This is a genomic window from Nocardiopsis baichengensis YIM 90130, from assembly GCF_000341205.1.
GTDB lineage: Bacteria > Actinomycetota > Actinomycetes > Streptosporangiales > Streptosporangiaceae > Nocardiopsis_A > Nocardiopsis_A halophila.
Window position 1 is genome coordinate 221,889 of the sequence record NZ_ANAS01000020.1, and the last position, 20,868, is coordinate 242,756.

The following is a 20,868-nucleotide window of genomic DNA, read 5'->3' on the forward strand; positions in this document are numbered from 1 at the left end:
GACACCTCCCCGTCCACCTCACTCCCGACCCCACCGAGAGAGGAACCCCCACATGGCAGCAGAATCCGCGAAGGCCCCGAGGCCCGGAGCCCTGGCGAGCTCCGCCGACCCGGCGCCGAGCGCCGCGCCGGGGGCGGCGGACCCGGCGTCCGCCCCGCCCCCGCCGTCCCCCACGGGCCGGGCCGCCGAGGCCGCGGCCGAACCCCCCGCGGGCGGCGCCCTGTCCGGGCTGACCGCCGCCATCGGCCGGTTCGGCGCCCCCACCGCGACCGAGGGCAAGAGCGCGGCGGTCGCGCACCGGCCGGGCAAGCCCACGCTGGCGCTGGCCGCCATCGCCGGGCTGCTGCTGGTCGCCGCGCCGTTCGGGGCCTCCGAGGCGGGGCTGCGGCTGGCCGGCGGCGGAGAGGCCGGGGCCGGCGGCGCCGACCCGGCCGTCGGCACGGCGGACGCACAGGCGCAGGCGCCCGCCGCGGGCGGCGCCCCGGTCGTCCCCGGCGAGGGCGGCGGCGGAGGCGGTGCCGGGGGCGGGGGCGGCGGGCAGGACCCGGGCGGGTTCGTGCCCGACGTGCTGCCGCAGGCGCCCGGCGCGGTCGACGGCGAGGACCGCGACGGCGAGGGCGGGGGCTCCGGCGGCGGGAGCGACGGCTCCGATGGCGGCGGCGGGACGGCCGACGGCGGTTCCGGCGACGGCGGCGACGGAGGCGCGGGCGGCGCCGGGCCGGACGCCGAGACGCAGATGGGCTCCCTGCTCGACGGGGTTCCCCTGCTCGGTTCGGACGACTCGGAAAAGGCCGGGGAGTCCGGGGAGGCCGAGGAGTCGGAGGGCCGTGAGGACGCTGAGAGCGCCGAAGGAGCCAAGGGCACCGAGGACGGCGAGGGCTCCGGGGAGAGCGGGAGGTCCGGGGGGTCCGAAGAGGACCGGGGCTCGGACTCCGGCGAGGACGCGGCCGGGGACGCGGGCGGCGACCGCGGGAACGGCGGTGGCTCCGGGGCGTCCGGTGCCCCCGAACGCGAGGACGGTTCCGGCGGCGGTCCGGAGGCCGCAGGCGACGGCGGCGGAGAGGACTCCGGCTCCGGTTCCGGCGGCGGCGATGGCGCGGGCGACGGCGGCGGCCAGGACCAGGACGCCGCCCCGCTGACGACGCGCGCGGACGAGGGCGCGGGCGGCGGCCAGAAGCGCGCGTACTCCGCCGTGGCCGGTCCGGACTGTACCGACCCCGGTGCCTCCTACGCCGTGCACGGCCAGGGCGTCACGCGCGCCGGCTCCGGCCACTACACCGGTTCGGGGTGCGCGGGCGGCTACGACGCCCTCCCCGTGAGCGGCGACTCCAACGCCTACACCGACACCGCCGCGACCTGGACCTTCACCCCCGGCTTCGAGGACGCCACCTGCTCGCTGAAGATGCTGGTCATCGCCGGCGACTCGCCGCTGTGGGGCAGCGGCGAGCCCGCCAACGTCGAGCTGTTCGACGGCGAGCGGGCCGAGGGCCCGAACCGCGGCGTCTACAAGATCGAGCGGCCCGACCCCGGCAACTACTGGGCGGTCACCGAGTTCTCGGACGTGCACGGGTCCTTCACCGTCCGGTTGACCAATGCCGGCGCCGCGCCCCAGGGCGCTCCGCACCCGACGCTGCCCGCCTCGGTGATCGAGGCAGAGTGCCGCTGACCCGCCGCCCCGGCGCGGCAGGGAGAGCGGCTGAGAGAAAGGAACGGACAGTTCGATGACCCCTCACGTGCGCACCGTCGACCCGTCGGGCGGCGCGGAGTTCCGGACCATCGGCGAGGCGGTGGCCGCGGCCGGCGACGGCGCGGTGCTCTCCCTGGCCCCGGGCCGCTACGCCGAGCGGCTGGTCCTGACCCGCGTGGTCACCCTGATGGCGGCCGAGGAGCCCGGGTCGGTGGAGATCCTCTGCGCGGAGGGGAGCGCGGTCACCTCCGTCGCCGAGGCGGTCAAGCTCACCGGGCTGGTCCTGCGCGGGCGCGACCCCGAGGCGCCGGTGGTGGACGCCGCCGCCGGGCAGGTGGAGCTGGCCGAGTGCCGGGTGGACGGCGCCGCCTGGGCGGCGGTGCTGGCCCGCGACGACGGCGCGCTCGCGCTCCGCGACTGCCGGGTGACCTGCTCCGAAGGGGCGGGGATCGTGGTGACCTCGGCGCAGACCAGCGTCATCGAGGACTGCGTCGTGGAGGACGTGGGCACCAGCGGGCTGGTCATCAACGAGCGCGGGGCGCCCCGGGTGCGGCGCTGCACCATCCGCGACGCCGGCGGCAACGGCGTGTACGCGGCCGGCGGCGGCGCGGGCCGCGTGGAGGACTGCGAGGTCACCGGCACCGCCAAGCCCGCGGTGGCGGTGGACGGGGACGCCGCCCCGGAGCTGGTCCGGCTGCGGGTGCGCGACGTCCGCGACGACGGGGTGGTGCTCTCCTCCCGTTCGGCGGTGCGGCTGGAGGAGGTGGAGGTGCACGGCGCGGCCGGCCGCGGCCTGGTGCTGCGGGGCGGCACCGACCCGCGCGCCGACCGGGTCACCGTCGTGCGCAGCGGCCGCGAGGGCGTGCTCGCCGAGGAGAAGGCGCGCGGCCTGCTCACCGGGGTCGAGGTGCGCGACGCCGGGGGTGCGGCGGTGCGCGTCACCGGCCGCTCCGCCACCGCGTTCACCGGGCTGGGCGTGCACGGCGGCGCGGCCGAGGGGGTGGTGGTCGCCGACGACTCCACCGCCGAGTTCGACCGCCTCACCGTGGACGGCACCGACGGCGCCGGCGTGACGGTGCTGTCCGGGTCCTCCCCCTTCCTGCGGAGGGTCCGGGTGCGGCGGGTCCGCGGGCACGGCGTCCGCTTCGACGGCGGCGGGGGCCGCCTGGAGGACCTGGAGGCGACGGGGGTGCGGCGCTCCGGGGTGCACGCCTCGGGCGACGCGCGCCCCTCCCTCACCGGCCTGCGGGTGGTCGACGCCAAGGAGAACGGGGTGAGCGCCGCGGCCGGTGCCGTGCTGGACCTGCGCGACGGCGAGGTGGCCGGGTGCGGCGGGGACGGGCTGGCGGTGCACGCCGGCGGTGAGGTGAACGCGACGCGCATGCGCTCGCACGGCAACGGCCGCAACGGGGCGCTGGTGGCGGCGGGCGGCCGCGCGGTGCTGCGCTCCTGCGAGCTGTTCGGCAACCGCGCCGACGGGGTGCTCGTCGGTACCGGTGAGGACGTGCTGGTGGACGGGTGCTCGGTGCGCGACAACGGCCGCGCCGGGCTGAGGCAGACCGTCGCCGGGGCGAACGTCACCGCGGAGTCGCTGGTCAGCGAGGGCAACGCCGACGAGGACCGGTACGGGCCGGACGCGGTCCCCGAGGGCGCCGGGGGGCCGGGCGTGCCCGGTGCGGCCGTCGGCGCCGGCGGCGACGCCGACGGGGCGGACGGCGACGCCGAGGACCGGGACGCGGGGCCGCTGGCCGAGCTGGAGGCGCTGATCGGCCTGGAGAGCGTCAAGCGCGAGGTGACGACCCTGGTCAACCGGAACCGGATGGCCCGCCACCGGGCCGAGATGGGGCTGCCGTCCCCGCCGGTCGCCCGGCACCTGGTGTTCTCCGGCCCTCCGGGCACCGGCAAGACCACGGTCGCGCGGCTGTACGGGCGGCTGCTGGCCGATCTGGACGTGCTGCGCTACGGCCACGTCGTGGAGGCGGCCCGCGCCGACCTGGTCGGCCAGTACGTGGGCGCCACCGCGATCAAGACCACCGAGGTGTTCGAGAAGGCGCGCGGCGGGGTGCTGTTCGTCGACGAGGCCTACACGCTCTCGGCCGAGGACGGGGGCGGGTTCGGCCAGGAGGCGATCGACACCCTGGTGAAGCTGATGGAGGACCACCGCGACGACGTGGTGGTGATCGTCGCCGGGTACGGCCCGGAGATGGAGGGGTTCCTGGCCTCCAACCCCGGGCTGGCCTCCCGGTTCGCCCGCACCGTCGCGTTCCCCAACTACCGCTCCGAGGAGCTGGTGGCGATCGTGGAGGCCCAGAGCGCCGCGCACAGCTACACGCTGGACGAGGGGCTGCGCGCGGCCCTGCTGCGGCACTTCGAGCGCATGCACAAGGGGCCCGCCTTCGGCAACGGGCGCGAGGCCCGCAAGGTGTTCGAGCAGATGGTGGACCGGCAGGCGCACCGGCTGGGGGAGAACCCCCCGGCCGACCCGGCGGAGCTCACCCTGCTGCTGCCCGAGGACCTGGACGGCGGCGCGGCGGCGGGGCCGGAGGGCGGGGCCGATGCGGTCGCCGCGCTGCGCGCCGAGCTGGACGCGCTGACCGGGCTGGCCGAGGTCAAGGAGGTCGTCAACGACCTGGTGAACGTGCTCGTCACCGCGGCGCGGCGCCGGGACCTGGGGATGCCGGTGCCCACGCTCAGCCACCACCTGGTGTTCTCCGGCCCGCCCGGCACCGGTAAGACGACGGTGGCCCGCATCTACGGGAGGCTGCTCAGCGCGCTGGGGGTGCTGCCCGGCGGGCAGACCGTGGAGGCGGCCCGCGCCGACCTGGTCGGACGGTACGTGGGGCACACCGCCCAGCTCACCGCGGAGGTGTTCGAGAAGGCGCGCGGTGGGGTGCTGTTCATCGACGAGGCCTACACGCTCACCCCGGCCGGCGGGGGCAACGACTTCGGCCAGGAGGCGGTGGACACCCTGGTGAAGCTGATGGAGGACCACCGCGACGAGGTGGCGGTGATCGTCGCCGGCTACGACACGGAGATGGAGCGGTTCCTGGCCTCCAACCCCGGGCTGGCCTCCCGCTTCGCCCAGCGGGTGCCGTTCACCGACTACAGCGGCGGCGAGCTGGTGTCCATCGTGCGGGGCATGGCCGAGACGGGCGGGTACAGGATCCCGGACGCGACGGCCGAGCGGTTGCTGGCGCACTTCGACGCGGTCCCCAGGGGCGAGGCGTTCGGCAACGCCCGCTACGCGCGCCAGGTGATGGAGAAGATGATCACCCGGCAGGCGGGGCGGCTCGTCGCGGTGGCCGAGCCGAGCCGGGAGGACCTGGTGGTGCTGGCCCCCGACGACGTCCCCTGAGCGGACCGGGCGCCCGGAGCGGGGCGGGGAGGTGCGGCCGGCCCGCCCCGCTCGGTCAGGGCTTGCGCGCGACCCCGCCGTACTGGTCCATGCCGCGGCGGTTGCCGACCTCGATGGGGTCCGGCCGCCACAGCGGGCACGGGACGACGCCCGGCTCCAGCAGCTCCAGCCCCTCGAAGCGGGCGGCGATGTCCTCCGGGCTGCGCAGGAAGTAGGGGAGGCCGCCCTGGGAGTTTCCCTCCTCGATGGCCGCGTTGTAGGCGTCGCTGGTGTTCGTGCCGTCGTACATCGCCAGGTAGCTGCCGGAGGGCAGGGCGTCCAGCAGGTGGCGGAGGATCGGCATGATGTCGTCGGCGGGGACGTGCCCGAGGATGCCCAGGAGCATGAGGGCGACGGGCCGGTCGAAGTCCAGGGTCCTCGCCGCCTGGCGCAGGATCGTGTCGGGGTCGCGCAGGTCGGCGTCGATGTAGTCGGTCGCGCCCTCGGGGGAGCCGACGAGCAGGGCGCGCGCGTGGGTCAGCACGAGCGGGTCGTTGTCGACGTAGACCACCCGGGACTCGGGGGCGATCGACTGGGCGACCTCGTGGGTGTTGTCGACCGTGGGCATCCCGGTGCCGATGTCGAGGAACTGGCGGATGCCCGCCTCGCCCGCCAGGTGGCTCACCACGCGGATGAGGAACTGCCGGCTGGTCCGGGCGAGGTCCACGATCTGCGGGAAGGACGCGATGACCTGGTCGCCGACCTCGCGGTCGATGGGGTAGTTGTCCTTGCCGCCCATCCAGTAGTTCCAGATGCGGGCCGAGTGGGGCACCGTCGTGTCGATCTGCGGCTGCGGGGCCTGCGGGGCGCCGTCGTTCGCCGGGGAGGAGGACGAACCGTCTGTCATGGGGGGTACCTGTCTAGCTCGGTGAGGTGGGGAGGGGACCGGCCCGCCGCCGTGGACCCGGGGCCGTGCTCCGGCCCCTGCGCACCGGCGGACCCACCCGTGGCCGGGATCCGCTCTCCGAGGTTAGGCGAGACCGCCCCCGCCCCGCATACCCGCGGGCCAGGGGCCCACGGCCGCAGGTGCTCCCGCTTGCTCAGCGGAGCAGGACCTCGTAGCCGCTTCGGAGCAGGTCCGGTGCCGAGCCGCGGTGGACGGCGGACAGGCGCGACCACAGGGCCCTTCCGGCGCCGTTCCTGTAGCGCACGAAGGTCGCGAACGTCGCCTCGTCGCCGTCGACGGCCATGATCAGTTGGTCGCTCATCATCCAGCCGGGCGCCTCCAGCCGGACCCACCCGTCGCCGCGGCCGGAGATCCGCCACCCGGCCACGCGGTCGGGGGAGGGGCCCGGGCGCAGGCGCAGCCCGAGCACGCCCTGCCACAGGACCTGAGCCGAGGAGCCGAGCACCTCCTCGAACATGGCCCTCAGCCACTCCTCGGGCGTTCCGACCGTGCCCCGGTCCATCGTGAGGGTGAACAGGTCGGCGTAGTCGTAGCGGGTGAACGAGGTCAGGGCGGCGACCTCCTCCGGCGGCGTCCGGCGCTCGGTGACGACCGGCTCCGCGGTCGGTCCTCCGGCCGGGTCGAGTGGGGCGGGCGGATCGCCGAGGCACGGGCGCGCGGCGCCCTCCCGCCGGGGCCGCCGCCCGAGGAGATGGCCGAGGCCTACTTCGGGACCCTGCAGGGGGTCACGATCGCCGTCGCGGGACGCGCGCCGTACGACGCCGACCTCACCGAAGGGGCGGTCCGCGGCGTCCTCGGCCTGCCGCCCGCGTCCTCCGCGCCGTTCACAGCGTCCGCATCGTCCGCATCGTCCGCACCGACGGCACGGGCGGCACGGGCGGCGCAGAAGGCACCGACCGGTGACCGCGACCAGGAGGACACGAAATGAGGCTGGACACCGCCGAGCACACCTCGCGCCCGTGGGCGATCCACCGGATCGCGCCCGACTTCACCGTCGAGGACCTGTGGGCGCTCCCGACGCCGGGCGGCCCGGACGAGTTCCCCCGCCTGTTGGAGACGCTGACCGCGGGCTCCTTCCCCGACGACGCGCCGCGCATCGTCCGGTTCCTGTGGAACGCGCGGTGGCGGCTGGGCGCGGTGCTGGGGTGGGACCGCGAGAAGGACGGCCTCGGCACCCGGGTGGCCTCGCTGCGCGACCGGCTCCCGGAGGAGTTGCGCGACGGGCCGACCGGCCCGAGCCTGCAGCGGTTCGACCCGCTGTACCTGGGAGAGAACGAGTGGGCCGCCGAGATGGCCAACCGCACGGTGCACACGGTCATGCACCTGTCCTGGGTGCCCGACGACACGGGCGGCCACCACGGGCGGATGGCGGTCCTGGTCAAGCCGAACGGGTGGTTCGGCGCCGTCTATATGGCCGCGATCAAGCCGTTCCGGCACCTGCTCGTCTACCCGGCCCTGATGCGCAGCTTCGACCGGAGGTGGCGCGCGAGCGCCTGAGCGCCGGGACCGGCGTCGGCGCCGGAGCGGCCCCGGGACCGGGGGCGACGGGCGGACCTGCGGGCGTTCCCCCGGGCGGGGCCACCAGCAGGCGGCCGGGCGCGGGTCTTTCCGGCCGCGGAGTCGCCCGTCACCAGGACCATGCCGCCGCCGGAGTCCGCCGCGCCGACCGCTCGCCGGATGTCGCCGTCGCGGTCGCGGTCGACATAGGGGGCGAGCCGGGAGCCGTCCGCGGCGGCCGGGGCGGGGTGGACGCCCAGTGCCCGGGGGTCGGCCAGGGAGACGGGGGCCGCGGTGGCCAACGCGGCCTCGACCCCGTGTGCGGCGCCGCGGGCCCGTCCCGGTTCCGTGCCGACGTAGACGTCCCCGGTCGTCCCGGTCTGGAGCACCGTGCGCGCGGAGGTGTCGGCCGATCGGTTCCGCACCTCCGCCAGAGGGAGAGCTCCTCCGGATCGCCGGACACCTCATCGTCGCCCCGTCCGGCTCACCTCCTGCACACCGCCCTCGGGCGACCCGATGGCCCCGCGATGCGCTGCCGTCCGCGCTCATGGAGTCCGTGTCCGTTCGAAGGCCGGGTACAGCCGGTACACCGGGCGGAGGCCCGGGCGGCAGTGCCGTACCGGGGATTTCGTCGGCCCGGGCCCGCGGGACTCCCGACACCTCTGCGCCCCTCCCGGCCCCACGGGTGCGGAGGCGATGAGCAAGGCCCGGTCCTGGAGACGACCACGAGGGCCGGTCGGGTGGGCGGGCCGGCACGGGGATCGGGGCCGAGCCCGCCCATCGGGTCGTTGGGCCCCGCCCCTGCTTCGCGACCACTGCGAGGAGGGGGCGGGGCGGCCGTCGGGGCCGCCCCGCCCCGCCTACCGCGCCTGCCCGTCCCCGGTGGCGAAACCGTCCACTGCGTCGAGCAGCACCTGCTCGATCGCGGCGCGGTCGGCGTCATCGACCGGCCCGAGGGCGGTGAGGCTGTAGACCACGCCGTTGTCGGCGACGACCGCCGTGGCCAGGCCGCGGACTGGTTCGCCGTCGTCGTGGGTGTACTCCAGGTGGGGGCCGTCGCGGTGGACGTCCCATCCCTCGGCCTCGTCCCACTCCGCCCAGTGCTCCTCGGTGTACCCCGCCTCCTCCATGAGCGGGGTTCGCGCGGCGTCGTCCAGCGCCTCGGCGGGGGTGGGGTCCCCCTCATCCGCCCAGGCGACCTCCAGGGACAGGCCGTCCTCCTCGGGGGAGTGAAAGACGGCTCCTCTGTCGCCGTCGACACGCTCCCAGCCGTCCAGGGAGGCCAGGGTGAACGCTGCGGGCTCAGGCTCCGGGCCCGGTGAGGGGTCCGCCGAGGACTCCGTCGAGGGCTCGGCCGACGGGGAGGGGACGGCGCCGTCGTCGTCCGCCGCTCCATCGCTCGCTCCGCCGCGCTCCCGGTCCTCCGCGTCCTCCTCCGCTTCGGGGGAGGAACCGCCCCCGTCCGGGCCGCCGCCACCGTCCTGCTCCGCCGCGTCCGTGCCTCCGGAGTCCGGGGCAGGGCCCACGGTTCCCGGGCCGTCGTGGCCGTCGGAGCCCCCGGCCCCTCCTCCGGCGGTTCCGCCTTCCGGCGCCGGGCCGGTGTCCCCTGGGCCGTCCCAAAGCCGCTGAGGGCTCGTGTCGCCGAGCCTGCCGACGGTCGGCCCCGTGTCGCTCACCGGGATGTACGGCAATGACGCGGCCATCGCGGCCGCCGCCAGGACCACCACTCCGGCGTTCGGCGCCTTCGCGGGCGCCAGGGCCTCGAACGGGTCCACCGCCGGTCCGCGCTCCCAGCGCTGGCGTTCGGCGTCCCAGCGGGCCCGGTGCGTCGTGTCGCTCATCGTCATGTCCCGTCCTCGGCTCATTCCTCGCCCCCGGCGGCGTCCAGTACCGCCAGGGACCCCTGCAGCGTCTCCATCACCTGCGCGGCCGCCTCGGTCTCGCGCAGCACCGTGCTGCCGCCCTGGAACAGGTCGAGCAGCCGCCGCACGAGGCCGCGGTCGGTCCCGGAGTCCGTGATCTGTGATTCGGCGGCGGCCAGCTCACCGGCGACCGCCTCGACCTCGAACGTTCGGGGTCGCCGCTCCAGCTCGCGGCGGACCTCTTCCAGGCGGGCGCGCAGCTCCCGTTCGGTGCCGGCCGTCCGCTCCGAGCGGTCCACCGCCCGGCTGCCGCGGCCCGCCGCCGCCGCGCCGCCGGTGACGTGCCCGGCGACCACCACCTGTCCGGCAGGGGCGCTGACCGGCCGCGACGTCGGCGGCGGCGGTGCCGGGAGCGCCGCCTCCCCCGTGCGCCGACCGCGGTCCTCGGCGACGGCCTCGTCCCCGCCGGCGATGGCGCCCCCGGTCATGGAACCGCCGATGTAGATTCCGCCCATCTCCACGTCTCCCTCGAACTCGTCGTCGCGCTCGCCCGTGAGGCGGGCGGGCCCTGGTCCGTGCACGGCGCTACCCCTTTCCAGCGCCGCCGGGTCCTCCGGAACCGCCGGCACCCTTGCGAGCGGACGGCTCCCCGTTGTGCGCCTGGGCGTTCCGCCCGGTGGCGACCGCTCCGCCGCTCATGTCGCCGCCGACGAAGACCCCGCCCTGGCCGACGGTGATCCACTGCTGGACCTGCTCCTGGAACTCTTCGGTCCGGAAACCGGCATCGTGCAGTGCCTCGTGCACCCCCGCGGAAATGCGCTCGTGGACGGTCTTGACGTAGCGCACCACGTCCATGGTCTGGAATACGGAGAGCCGTTCGGCGGAGACCTGCTCCCGAAGGCTCGCCGCGGGTGGCATCGCCTGGGTGCTCGGCGGCTCTTCGGATTCGGCCTCGCGGAAGGAGAGCAGCGTCCCCAGCAGGGTGTCCGGCCGGATCGGCATCCGCAGGTAGGCGGCCAGAGCGCGCCGGACGTCCATGCCGCACGTCGCCGCCTCCACGAGGGCGGCCCTGTGGTGGTGCCCCTCGGACAGGGGGAACAGCACGTGCGGTGCCACCTCCAGGAAGAGCATCCCCCCTTGGGTGTGCACGCGGACGAACACCGTCGTGACGACCTCCTCCTCCCAGGCGCCCACCCGGACGCGAAGGAAGTGCCGGCGCAGCTCTCCGCCCTCGCCGACGGCCTCGGCCAGGTGCAGCGCCACGAAAACGTCGTCGGCGGGGCCGGTATTCAGTGCGGATCTCCCCTGCCCGTAGGGGAGCGGCGCGGGCAGGTACACGCACTCGGTGACGTCCAGCCCCTCCAGGCGGTCTCGGCCTCCGGAGGCGGAAGGCACCGTCAGTCCCTCCAGCCGGGGGCGTATCGCGTCGATGATGCGCCGTGCGGGGAGCACGCGTTCCGACGCGCAGGGCGCACGCCCCTCGCCCGTTTCCTCCGTCGCGGCTCCTTTCCCGTTGTCGTGGGCCGGGCGCAGGTCCAGGACCATCGACCACTGCTTCAGGGGCATCCCCGCGCCGAGGAACGGGTCGGTGACGTTGTAGGGGACCACGGCCGAGTACTGCTCGCGCCGGATCGAGTCGAAGATCTGGCGGTGCTCGGACGCCACCTCCGGAGGCCGCCCGCTGAAGCACCCCTCGGCCATCTCGTGGACCAGGATCTTCAGCACGCGGTCCCGATAGGCCCGCACGGCCTCCGTCGGCAGGATCACCGCCCTGATCCGCAGCGCCGCGTCGTGAACGGTCCCGAGCGCGGAGGCGCCGGGAACCTGCGGTGCCAGCAGGACGAACGCGGCCGCGCCGAGGACGGCCAGCAGCAGGGCGAGCCCTGCGCCCGGCTCCCGACCCGACAGGCCCGCCGCGCCTACCGCGAGGATCCACCAGGCGGCCAGCGCGAGCAGGGTGAGCAGGAGCGCCCAGGCGAGGACGATCCGTCGTGCGGCGTCGCGCTCCAGGGCGCGTGCGCGCAGGCAGTGAGCGAGCACGGCGGCGGTGTCGAAGCCCAGCGCAGGCGCCACCGCCCGGTGCCCTGCGCGCACCAGCAGAGCGATCACGTGGCTCCGGTATCCCCGGTCGAGGTAGCCGGACAGACTGAGCATCCGCGTCACCTCGCTGCGCGACCATGCCTCGGTGTCCGGGGCGGCGGTCCTACGGGCGGGGCCGCCCCCGGCCATAGGACCGGGGGCCGTGCCCTCCGGGCCCTGGCCGATCGGCTCGGTCCGGGGCGCGCCGGTCGGGTCCGGGGTGGATTCGAGCGTCATACGGGCCTCGCCTCCCGGTCGCCTCGGCCCCCGGCGGCCGCCGGCCGGCGGCGCGGACGGGCGGGCACCACTCCCCGCCTAAGCATCGTCGACCGCCTCGAACCTGACGGTGCCCTGCGGGGGGCGGTGCCGGGCGGCCTCCGCCCGGGGCCGTTCGCGGCCGCGGTCCGCGGCTCCGGCCGTGTCCGCCGGCGCGGAAGGGAGCAGGGAGGGGACGGGGGTGTAGAGATAGCACTGTGCGCGGTGCCTCTTCTCCGGAAGGTCTACGTCGACGGGGGTGAACCGGCGCGGTGCCAGGCAGCAGTAGCCCGAAAGCACGGCGTCCTCGAAGACACGTCGGGTGACACCGGCGACGACGTGGGTGGTGTCGGGGTCGGAGTCGGCCAGGGCGGCACGCAGCACGGGGGAGTCCAGCAGGCGGTGCGTGTCGTTCATGGCGGCGCCGATACCGTCGCTCGGTCCGCCCGAGTCGGGCAGCGGGCCGACGCCGATCGACGCGCGCAGCCGAAGGCGCAGTCCGCGGTCCTCGAAGGCCAGTCCGGGCTGGAGTTCGCCGAGGACGCCCTGCAGCTCGCCGAGGAAGGGGTCGACGAGCAGGGGCAGGTTCTCCGGGCTGACGCCCATCAGGTAGCCGTCCCCGGTGCGCTGGGGGAACGAGCGGCGTTCCCAGGCGCCCTCCAGGCCGCTGCGCCGGAACGCCTCCTCGAGGGCCTCGGGTACCGTGCCGCTCAGCAGCCGCTGGTGGAGGGAGGCGTTCAGGGAGGCCTTTTCGGTGTCCACGGCCACCACACCGCGGTAATGCGGCATGGGGATACTGGTGCGCCGGACGCGGCGTAGTCTTTCCGTCATCGGATGTCATGCCTTCCGCTGAATTCATGTACGGCCGATTCGGCGGTACGCGTCCAGAATTACGGCCGTTGTGCGGGCGGTATGTCCAGGACTGGATACAGGGCCGGAATTTCTCACGCGCCGACCGCGGGTCGATCGCGTCACTCCGGGACCTCCTCGCACGCGAGTCGCAACAGACCCTCGGCGTCGTGGATCACGACCAGCTCGCGGCCGGTGCTGATGACGCCGGCGTCGCGCAGCCGCTTGAACTCCTCCTGGATCCAGGAGCGTGAGCGTCCGACGGCGCCGACCAGCTCCCGCTGCATGACGGGCAGCACGCGTGCCGGTGCCCCGGCGCCAGCGCCGGGAGCCGACAGCCGAAGGAGCACCTCGGCCAGGCGCCGTCGGGGCGCCATCGCGATGAGGTCGGCCTTCAGCGCCTCGTTCTCCTGCTGGCGCCGCACGACGTGCTGCCACAACAGGCGCTCCAGGCCCATGTCGGTGACGAGGAGCCGGAAGCGCTCGCCGGTGAGGACGTGGGTCACGCAGGGCCCGCCGGTCGCGGATGCGGTGGCCGTGCGCGGCAGGCCGGAGTAGGCCGAAAGCTCGCCCAGCGGCTCGCCCGGGCCGCGCAGCCCGATCAGTGAATCGGCGCCGTCGGCGCGGACGACGTTGATCTTGACGTTCCCCTCGCCGAGCAAGTGCACCGTCTCTGCGGTCTCCCCCTGGCGGACGACCACGGCTCCACGGGCGAAGACCCGTCGATTTCCGGCGGACACCAGGCGATTCCACTGCTCATTCGTCAGGAGTTCGCCGAAGCCCTGTCTTCCCATCGCCGCCCCTGCCGTCACGATCGGGCGGTGCGGTCGGGTTCTCCTCGCATGATCCCCATGCTTTTCGGGGCGAAGGAGAGATGGTGCGGTATCGGATCAATGTTATGTCATCGTGATATGTGGGCTCCGTCGTTGGAATGTCGAGCCCGTGGAGTCTTGTGCGTTCTCGCTGACGGTTCCCGAAGTCTTACTCACAGTGAGCGGTGCGGTGCGCCGTTCCGGGCGAGGCGCCTGCGCCGGGAAGCCGCCGTTCGGAGGGGTGCCTCTCGGGCCTTCGGGTCAGGGCCCCAGCCGTTCCACAATCAGGGTGCCCAGGGCCTCCGGGGCCTCGAGCCAGGGGTACGCGGTCCTGGTGGAGCCCTGCACGACGCGCGTCTGCGGGGCATCGTGCGCCAGCACGGTGCGCAGCGGGTCGCCCAGGGCGGGGAGGTCCCCGGAGTAGACCGTGAACCGCTCTGGGGCCGCGCGCAGGCGGGCGAACCAGTCGGGGCCCTCGGCCTCGCCGCTGAGGGCGTCGGAGATGTCCAGGGGCATCGCTTCGGTGAGCCTCTTGGAAGCGATGCCGCGCAGCAGGTCCCGGTCCTGCTCGTCCAAGGAGGTGTTGCGGCCCACGGAATGGTCGACCATGACGGCGATCCCCTCCTCGGACAGCATCCCGGTCTCGCGGAACCGTTCATCGAAGGGGGCCATCGCGAGCAGGAAGTCGGCGGTCTCCTCGCCCGGCTCGGGCATGCGGAAGTCGGGGTGGCCGACCAGGACGGCGGTGTCGGGGTCGACGAGCAGGGCGTGCGCGGCGGTGCCGTCGGCGGCCAGCTCCGCGGCGGCCCGGGCGGCGATGCCGGCGCCGACCACCAGGTCCACCCCGGTTTCGGGGAGGAGGGGCCGGGCGGAGGCCTCGATGTGCTCGGCCACACGGGCCGGAGCCAGGCGGCCGGTGGGCGGCTGCTCCACCACGATCGCGCGGACGCGGAGAGGCAGCACACCGATCAGGCGCTGCCACACCCGTCTGTCCCCGAGATCATGGGCGAAGCACACGGTGGGCATGCGGATCTCGACCTTCCGTCGGCTGGGGAGAGGACACGCCGATCCTTGCCCGAAGCGATGCCGCTCACACGAACCCCAGGTCGGCACGGCTTAAGGCGCCGATGCCTCCGGCAGGGGCGTCCGCGCCCTCGGCGCGGCCCGACCGATGATTTCTGCACGCCGTGCCGGTCTGTACGCCGAGCACCGACTCACGGGAGGCCGACGCCATGCGGAAACTGACCTACGGCATGAACCTGAGCCTGGACGGCTACATCGCCGCGCCCGGCGGGGACCTCGACTGGAGCGTGCCGAGCGGCGAGCTGTTCCAGTGGTGGTCCGACCGGGTGGCCGCGACGGGCCTGGCGCTGTACGGGCGCCGACTGTGGGAGACGATGAGCTCTTACTGGCCGACCGCCGACGAGCAGCCGGGCGCCACACCGGCGGAGATCGAGTTCGCCGGGCGCTGGCGGGAGATGCCGAAGGCGGTGTTCTCCTCGACGGCCGGAGCGGTCGACGGGAACGCCCGTCTGGTCACCGGCGACGCGGTCACCGAGATCACCAGGCTCAAGGCCGAGGACGGCGGTCCCATGGACATCGGCGGTGCCACACTCGCCGCGGCGGCCATGCGGACCGGGCTGATCGACGAGTACGCGGTCGTCACCCACCCGGTCCTGGTGGGCGGCGGCACGCCGTTCTTCACCGCCTTGGACGACCGGGTGAGCCTGAGCCTGGTGGAGACCCGGACGTTCCCCGACGGCGTGGTGCTGAACAGGTACGAGACCAAGCGCTGAGTTCCCGACGAGCACCATCGATCCGGGATCGCTCCTTGGCAAGGCCGAATTTTCGCCCGTTTGCCTGGCGGCCCCAGTGGGAGCCCAGGAAAACGGTCGTCCTGGAAGCCGTCGGCTGACGATCAGCGCGACAATCCCGCTGCGGGCGCCGGGAGTGTAGAGCCTAGCGCCTGCCCAGGCTCTCTGACAGGGAGCCTGGGCAGGCGGCATGCTACAAGGATCGGGGCGATTTCGGGGTGCCGGTGGCTACGCTGGCGGTGACGGGGGGAATGAGCACAGTTGTCGAAAACAAGAGATTGCTTGGTAAGTTGTCCCAGGTCACCGAGTCTGCTCCCCGCGCACGCGGGGCTGTTCCCTGATGGCGCACTTCGGCTACGCACGGTGGGGCCTGCTCCCCGCGCACGCGGGGCTGTTCCCCCGCAGCCCGTCGATCCCCGCCTGGATCGTGTCTGCTCCCCGCGCACGCGGGGCTGTTCCCGAACTGAACTCCCTTGAAGCCGCTCGGGAGCGCTGCTCCCCGCGCACGCGGGGCTGTTCCCCTAAAGGCTATTTCACGTCGTCGAAAGTCCGCCTGCTCCCCGCGCACGCGGGGCTGTTCCCGCCTAAGGGAAAGACGCCGGATACGGCCCAGACTGCTCCCCGCGCACGCGGGGCTGTTCCCTCGCCGGCCAGACTCACGATCTCGGCGATCTGCTGCTCCCCGCGCACGCGGGGCTGTTCCCGCCTCATGCGGGCGAATCTCATCCTCGCCTGCCTGACTCCCCGCGCACGCGGGGCTGTTCCCAGGCCGGCCTGGTCGCGCTGCTCGGTCAGGGCCTGCTCCCCGCGCACGCGGGGCTGTTCCACAGGGGAGGCACCCAGATGGACACCGCCGCAGCTGCTCCCCGCGCACGCGGGGCTGTTCCCTCTCCGGCAAACCTGCTGTTGATGCACGGCAGCTGCTCCCCGCGCACGCGGGGGCTATGACGATCGGATTGAGGAGTGGCTGCTTATCAGGCGGAAGCCTTGCAAATGGCCGGATACGGACAGTGAGGGGGACTGTGGCATGACGAGGTCTCCAGGTGCGTTTGAATCTGTCCATGTCCTACGAGGAGTACGCCCGAGAGCTCGGCGCCGACCTCACTGATGCGGCGCGGTCGGTGTGGGCCAAGCACGACTGGGACTCCGGTGGCTGGCTGCCCCTTTGGCGGCACATGGGCGACAGTGCGGGAACGGCGGCTTACCTCTGGGATGAGTGGCTCCCGCCTCAGGTCCGGGCCCGCATAACTGAGGCCCTTCCTGGCGGTGAGGCCGACGGGCGGAGGCTGGTGGTCTGGCTCGCGATGGTGCACGACATCGGTAAGGCCACCCCGGCGTTCGCCTGCCAGGTGGAAGGGCTCGCCGAGGCCATGCGCTCGCAAGGGCTGAAGATGGGCTCGGCCGCTCAGATGGGCAAGGATCGATCGCTGGCACCCCACGGCATGGCCGGGCAGCTTCTCCTCGTGGACTGGCTCCAGGAGAACGGGTGGGCCAAGCGAACCGCACAGCAGTTCGGAGCGGTCGTCGGAGGCCACCACGGTGTGCCTCCAACTGACGCCGATCTCCAAGACGCCCTCGGCCACCCCGAACTGCTGTACGGGCCGACGGGCACCGACGCCTGGCGGCGGGTCCAGTGCGAACTCTTCGATGCCGCCGCTGTCGCATGCGGCATCAGACCGCACTTGGACGCCTGGTCGTCGGTCAAGCTGCCGCAGCCGAGTCAGGTGCTCCTCAGCGCGCTGGTGATCGTCAGTGACTGGATCGCCTCCAACGCTTCCCTGTTCCCCTACTTCCAGCAGGCGGGCACCGCCGCCGACGGGCGCGTCTCCCGTGCCCTGCAGCGACTGGGCCTGCGTGGCCGTTGGCACCCCCGCCTTCCGCAGGGCAGTGCCCAGGACGTGTTCGCCGCGCGCTTCTCATGGGATGAGGGAATCCGGGTGCGGCCGGTCCAGGAGGCCGCGCTCGCCGCCACACGGTCTATGGACGAGCCGGGCATGCTCGTCATCGAAGCACCGATGGGTGAGGGCAAGACCGAGGCGGCGCTCGTGGCCGCCGAGCACATGGCCGCGGTGTCCGGGGCGGGCGGCTGCTTCGTCGCCCTTCCGACCATGGCGACCAGCAACGCCATGTTCTCGCGCCTGACGGACTGGGCCGACTCCTTGGAAGGGATCGATGGTTCGGCGTCGGGGTTCCTGGCGCACTCGAAAGCCGCGCTCAACGACGACTACGCCGGTCTGCCTTTCGCCGGTGTGGGATCCGCCGACGGCATCGAGCGCGACGCTCCTGAAGGGCGTCGCCCCGGGCTGGCGGCCCACTGGTGGCTGCGCGGACGCAAGAAGGGAATGCTCGCGGACTTCGCGGTCGGGACGATCGACCAGCTGCTCTTCGCGGGCCTGAAGAGCCGCCACCTGGCGCTGCGGCACCTGGCCGTGGCGGGCAAGGTCGTGGTGATCGACGAGGCGCACGCCTACGACACCTACATGAACACCTACCTGGACACCGTGCTCGCCTGGCTGGGCGCCTACCGGGTACCGGTGGTGGTCCTGTCGGCGACGCTGCCGGCGCGCCGCCGCAGGGAGCTGGCCGAGGCCTACTGCCAGGCCCGGCGCGGTTCGCTCGAGTTCGACGCGGTCGAGAAGGCCCAGGGGTATCCGCTCCTCACCAGCGCCGTAACCGGAAAGGCGCCACAGGTGGAAGCCGTGGAGGCCTCGGGGCGCAGGACCGAGGTCGGAATCGAACGCCTTGATGACGACCTGGACGTCTTGGCCCACCGCCTTGAAGCCGAACTGGCCGGGGGCGGGTGCGCGCTGGTCGTCCGCAACACCGTCAAGAGGGTCCACGCCACGGCCAAAGTTCTGCGCGACCGGTTCGCCGGAACAGACGTCGAGGTCAGCGTCGCGCACGCGCGCTTCGTCGACCTGGACCGGGCGGACAAGGACCGCGAGCTGCTGGCGGCCTTCGGGCCGCCGGCCAAGGTCGCCGATCTCGGCGGGCACCGCCCGCAGCACCCCCGCATCGTGGTCGCCAGCCAGGTGGCCGAACAGTCCCTGGACATCGACTTCGACCTGCTGGTCACCGACCTGGCCCCCGTCGACCTGATGCTGCAGCGCATGGGCCGCCTCCACCGCCACCTGCGCGGCCAGGGGCAGAGCCAGCGCCCCGAGGGCCTGCGCACGGCCCGCTGCCTGATCACCGGCGCCGACTGGGGACAGCAGCCCCCAGAGCCCGATGCGGGCTCGCAGTTCGTCTACCGCCGCTACCCCCTGCTGCGCGCAGCCGCGGTCCTCGACTCCCACCTCCCGGCGGAGGAGGGCGGGAACGCCGCTGGCGGAACGGTGGTCCTGCCCGACGACATCGACCGCCTGGTCCAGGACGCCTACGGGCCCGATCCGATCGGTCCCCCCGGGTGGCAAGAAGAGCTGGAACAGGCGCGGGAAGCGCACGAGATCGAAGAGGCGGACAAGGCAGATCAGGCGCGCGCGTTCCTGCTCAACGTGCCCGCAAAGACAGGGCGCTCGCTCATCGGGTGGGTCAACGCCGGGGTCGGGGACACCGACGACAGCCCGCGGGGCCGGGCGCAGGTGCGCGACGCCGGAGAAAGCCTGGAGGTGCTGCTGTTGCAGCGGCGCGCGGACGGCGTGCTCACCACCCTTCCCGGCTTGCAACAGGGCAAAGGCGGCATCGAGCTGCCCACCGACTTCGCCCCGTCCGAGGAGGCCGGGCGGATCGCCGCCGCAAGCGCGGTACGCCTGCCCTTCCCCCTGGTGGCCCCTTGGGTGATCGACCGGGTGATCGGGGAGCTGGAGCAGAACCTCTTCCCGGCCTGGCAGGACAAGGACGCCCACTGGGTGGCCGGGGAGCTCCTCCTCATCCTCGACGAGGATTGTCGGGCCCGGCTGGCAGGCTTCGACGCGTACTACTCACATGAGGACGGTCTCGAGGTGACCGATGGCCACTGACGGAGGCGCGGCGGGGTTCGACCTGACCGAGCAGGCGTGGATCCCGGTGCGCGGGCACGACGGCAGAGACGACGAACTGTCGCTGATCGAGGTCTTCGAGCGGGCCCACAGCGGCCCGGACGGCGTCCGCCGCCTGGTGGGCGATCTCCCCACACAAGAGTTCGCCCTGCTGCGCCTGCTGCTGGCCGTCCTGCACGATGCCCTGGACGGTCCCGCCGACCCCGAGGAGTGGAAGGAGCTGTGGGAGGCCAAGGAGCTGCCCGTCCAACAGATCCGCGACTACCTCGGCCGGCACCGCGAACGGTTCGACATTCTGCATCCCAAGACCCCGTTCATGCAGGTCGCCGACCTGCGCACGGCCAAGGACGAGTTCTTCTCCCTGGACCGGATCGTCGCCGACGTGCCCAATGGGGCCCCGTTCTTCACCATGCGGGCCCGCGGTGCCCAGCGGCTGGGCTTCGCAGAAGCGGCGCGCTGGCTCGTGCACGCCCACGCCTACGACTCCTCCGGGATCAAGTCCGGAGCCGTGGGGGATGCGCGGGTGAAGAACGGCAAAGGCTACCCCCAGGGCGTCGGGTGGGCCGGGAACCTGGGCGGGGTCTTCCTGGAAGGCCGGGACCTGCGCGAGACGCTGCTGCTCAACCTGATCGCTTTCGACTCCGACATCCGCACCGACGACCGGGACCGGCCGGCCTGGGCCTTCCCGCCCGCGCGTGCGGCCGCGCTGCGCGGAGCCGAGCAGGTCTACCGCCCCTACGGCCTGCGCGACCTGTACACCTGGCAGGGGCGCCGCATCCGCCTCTTCGCCGACGACGACGGGGTCCACGGGGTACTGCTGTGCTACGGCGACCCGCTGGATGCACCCAACCAGCACCACCGCGAACCGATGACCGCCTGGCGGCGCAGCCCGACCCAGGAGAAGAAGCTGGGCAAGAACCCGGTCTACATGCCGGCCGAGCACGATCCGGCCCGCAGCGCGTGGCGGGGCCTGGAATCGCTGCTGCAGGGGCGGGCCGGGCGCCAGCGGGGTGAGGCCGCCGAGCGTATGCGCCCCGGCGTGGTGGAGTGGGCCGCCCGCCTGGCCAACGATGAGGCGCTCCCCAAGGACCATCCCGTGTCCGTGCGCACGGTGGGTGCCAGGTACGGGACCCAGCAGTCGGTCATCGACGAGGTGACCGACGACAGGGTCAACATGCGTATCACCCTGCTGGCCCGCCACTCCGCGCAGCTGCGGCAGGCGGCCATCGACGCCACGGCCGACGCCGACCAGGCGGTCCTCGTTCTGGGGAACCTGGCCACCGATATCGCCCGTGCGGCCGGCCTGGAGGCCGACGCCCCGCGCGCCCAGGCTCGGGATCGGGGCTTCGGCGAACTCGACCACCTGTTCCGGTTGTGGCTGGAGAACCTGACCTCCGACTCCTCCCCGAAAGAGGCGCGCCGGAGCTGGCAGCGGCAGGTGCACCGGACCGTCGCCTCGATCGGCCGCGAACTGGTCGACGCGGCCGGGGAGCGGGCGTGGAGCGGCCGGATCATCGAGATCGACAACGGCGATGAGCTGTGGCTGAACGCCGGGTGGGCCGAGCGGCGGTTCCACAACGCCCTCTCCAAGGCCCTGCACATGACACAGGAACCCGACGATCCCGGAGACTGATCACGTGGAGCCCACCACCGAGACGAGCGAATCGACAGCAGAAGGCGCGGCGGGCGCCACGAAGCGGGAAGAACTGGGCACCTTCGGTCGAGCCGTCCATGG

At 73.6% G+C, this 20,868-nt stretch carries 16 protein-coding genes and 1 CRISPR repeat array; of the genes, 7 read left to right on the forward strand and 9 right to left on the reverse strand.

The window, feature by feature from the left end:
* Positions 1–52 precede the first annotated feature (52 nt).
* Both C892_RS0117660 and C892_RS0117665 read left to right on the forward strand, forming a co-directional pair.
* The gene (locus C892_RS0117660; protein WP_017558265.1) at positions 53–1,666 is read left to right on the forward strand and encodes a hypothetical protein; all 1,614 of its coding nucleotides are present in this window, start codon (positions 53–55) and stop codon (positions 1,664–1,666) included.
* Positions 1,667–1,721: 55 nt separating this feature from the next.
* A complete protein-coding gene (locus C892_RS0117665; protein WP_017558266.1) occupies positions 1,722–5,042 on the forward strand; it encodes a right-handed parallel beta-helix repeat-containing protein in 3,321 nt (1,106 codons plus the stop codon).
* A gap of 55 nt (positions 5,043–5,097) precedes the next feature.
* On the opposite strand, the gene C892_RS0117670 is transcribed toward C892_RS0117665, so the two are convergent.
* Both C892_RS0117670 and C892_RS29135 read right to left on the reverse strand, forming a co-directional pair.
* Positions 5,098–5,928 carry an SAM-dependent methyltransferase gene (locus C892_RS0117670; RefSeq protein ID WP_017540746.1) on the reverse strand — a complete coding sequence of 277 codons (831 nt, stop codon included), beginning with the start codon at positions 5,926–5,928 and terminating at the stop codon, positions 5,098–5,100.
* 193 nt (positions 5,929–6,121) lie between these two features.
* A complete protein-coding gene (locus C892_RS29135) occupies positions 6,122–6,490 on the reverse strand; it encodes a hypothetical protein (protein WP_017558267.1) in 369 nt (122 codons plus the stop codon).
* A 189-nt stretch (positions 6,491–6,679) separates the two neighbouring features.
* Here C892_RS29135 and C892_RS29140 point away from each other — a divergent pair, with 189 nt between their 5' ends.
* Positions 6,680–6,916, forward strand: coding sequence for a hypothetical protein (locus tag C892_RS29140; RefSeq protein WP_017558268.1), 237 nt, complete (start codon positions 6,680–6,682; stop codon positions 6,914–6,916).
* Positions 6,913–7,485, forward strand: a complete 573-nt coding sequence (locus C892_RS0117685; protein ID WP_017540743.1) for a DUF2867 domain-containing protein — start codon at positions 6,913–6,915, stop codon at positions 7,483–7,485. The genes C892_RS29140 and C892_RS0117685 overlap by 4 nt, the downstream gene beginning before the upstream one ends.
* On the opposite strand, the gene C892_RS0117690 is transcribed toward C892_RS0117685, so the two are convergent.
* The 7 genes from C892_RS0117690 to C892_RS0117720 form a co-directional block, all read right to left on the reverse strand.
* Complete coding sequence (locus C892_RS0117690) at positions 7,434–7,910, reverse strand: hypothetical protein (RefSeq protein WP_017558269.1); 477 nt, start codon at positions 7,908–7,910, stop codon at positions 7,434–7,436. The genes C892_RS0117685 and C892_RS0117690 overlap by 52 nt on opposite strands.
* Positions 7,911–8,345: 435 nt before the next feature.
* Positions 8,346–9,332: a serine/threonine kinase C-terminal domain-containing protein gene (locus tag C892_RS0117695; RefSeq protein WP_026124455.1), complete on the reverse strand. Its 987-nt coding sequence runs from the start codon at positions 9,330–9,332 to the stop codon at positions 8,346–8,348.
* Positions 9,333–9,346: 14 nt separating this feature from the next.
* A complete protein-coding gene (locus C892_RS30080) occupies positions 9,347–9,928 on the reverse strand; it encodes a hypothetical protein (protein ID WP_152513413.1) in 582 nt (193 codons plus the stop codon).
* A gap of 4 nt (positions 9,929–9,932) precedes the next feature.
* On the reverse strand, positions 9,933–11,663 hold the full coding sequence (locus C892_RS0117705; RefSeq protein WP_017558271.1) for an AbeC-like domain-containing protein: 1,731 nt from the start codon (positions 11,661–11,663) through the stop codon (positions 9,933–9,935).
* A 78-nt stretch (positions 11,664–11,741) separates the two neighbouring features.
* On the reverse strand, positions 11,742–12,470 hold the full coding sequence (locus tag C892_RS0117710; RefSeq protein ID WP_017558272.1) for a hypothetical protein: 729 nt from the start codon (positions 12,468–12,470) through the stop codon (positions 11,742–11,744).
* 182 nt (positions 12,471–12,652) lie between these two features.
* Complete coding sequence (locus C892_RS0117715) at positions 12,653–13,270, reverse strand: Crp/Fnr family transcriptional regulator (RefSeq protein ID WP_239647427.1); 618 nt, start codon at positions 13,268–13,270, stop codon at positions 12,653–12,655.
* Positions 13,271–13,603: 333 nt separating this feature from the next.
* Positions 13,604–14,368: a hypothetical protein gene (locus tag C892_RS0117720; protein ID WP_017558274.1), complete on the reverse strand. Its 765-nt coding sequence runs from the start codon at positions 14,366–14,368 to the stop codon at positions 13,604–13,606.
* A gap of 206 nt (positions 14,369–14,574) precedes the next feature.
* Here C892_RS0117720 and C892_RS0117725 point away from each other — a divergent pair, with 206 nt between their 5' ends.
* The 3 genes from C892_RS0117725 to casA all read left to right on the forward strand — a co-directional run bounded on the left by C892_RS0117725 (position 14,575) and on the right by casA (position 20,766).
* Positions 14,575–15,138, forward strand: coding sequence for a dihydrofolate reductase family protein (locus tag C892_RS0117725; protein WP_017558275.1), 564 nt, complete (start codon positions 14,575–14,577; stop codon positions 15,136–15,138).
* A gap of 327 nt (positions 15,139–15,465) precedes the next feature.
* Positions 15,466–16,044: direct repeats of the CRISPR family, unit length 29 nt; unit sequence CTGCTCCCCGCGCACGCGGGGCTGTTCCC.
* 173 nt (positions 16,045–16,217) lie between these two features.
* The gene (locus C892_RS0117735; protein WP_026124456.1) at positions 16,218–19,115 is read left to right on the forward strand and encodes a CRISPR-associated helicase/endonuclease Cas3; all 2,898 of its coding nucleotides are present in this window, start codon (positions 16,218–16,220) and stop codon (positions 19,113–19,115) included.
* A complete protein-coding gene (gene casA / locus C892_RS0117740; RefSeq protein WP_017558278.1) occupies positions 19,105–20,766 on the forward strand; it encodes a type I-E CRISPR-associated protein Cse1/CasA in 1,662 nt (553 codons plus the stop codon). The genes C892_RS0117735 and casA overlap by 11 nt, the downstream gene beginning before the upstream one ends.
* Positions 20,767–20,868 lie beyond the last annotated feature (102 nt).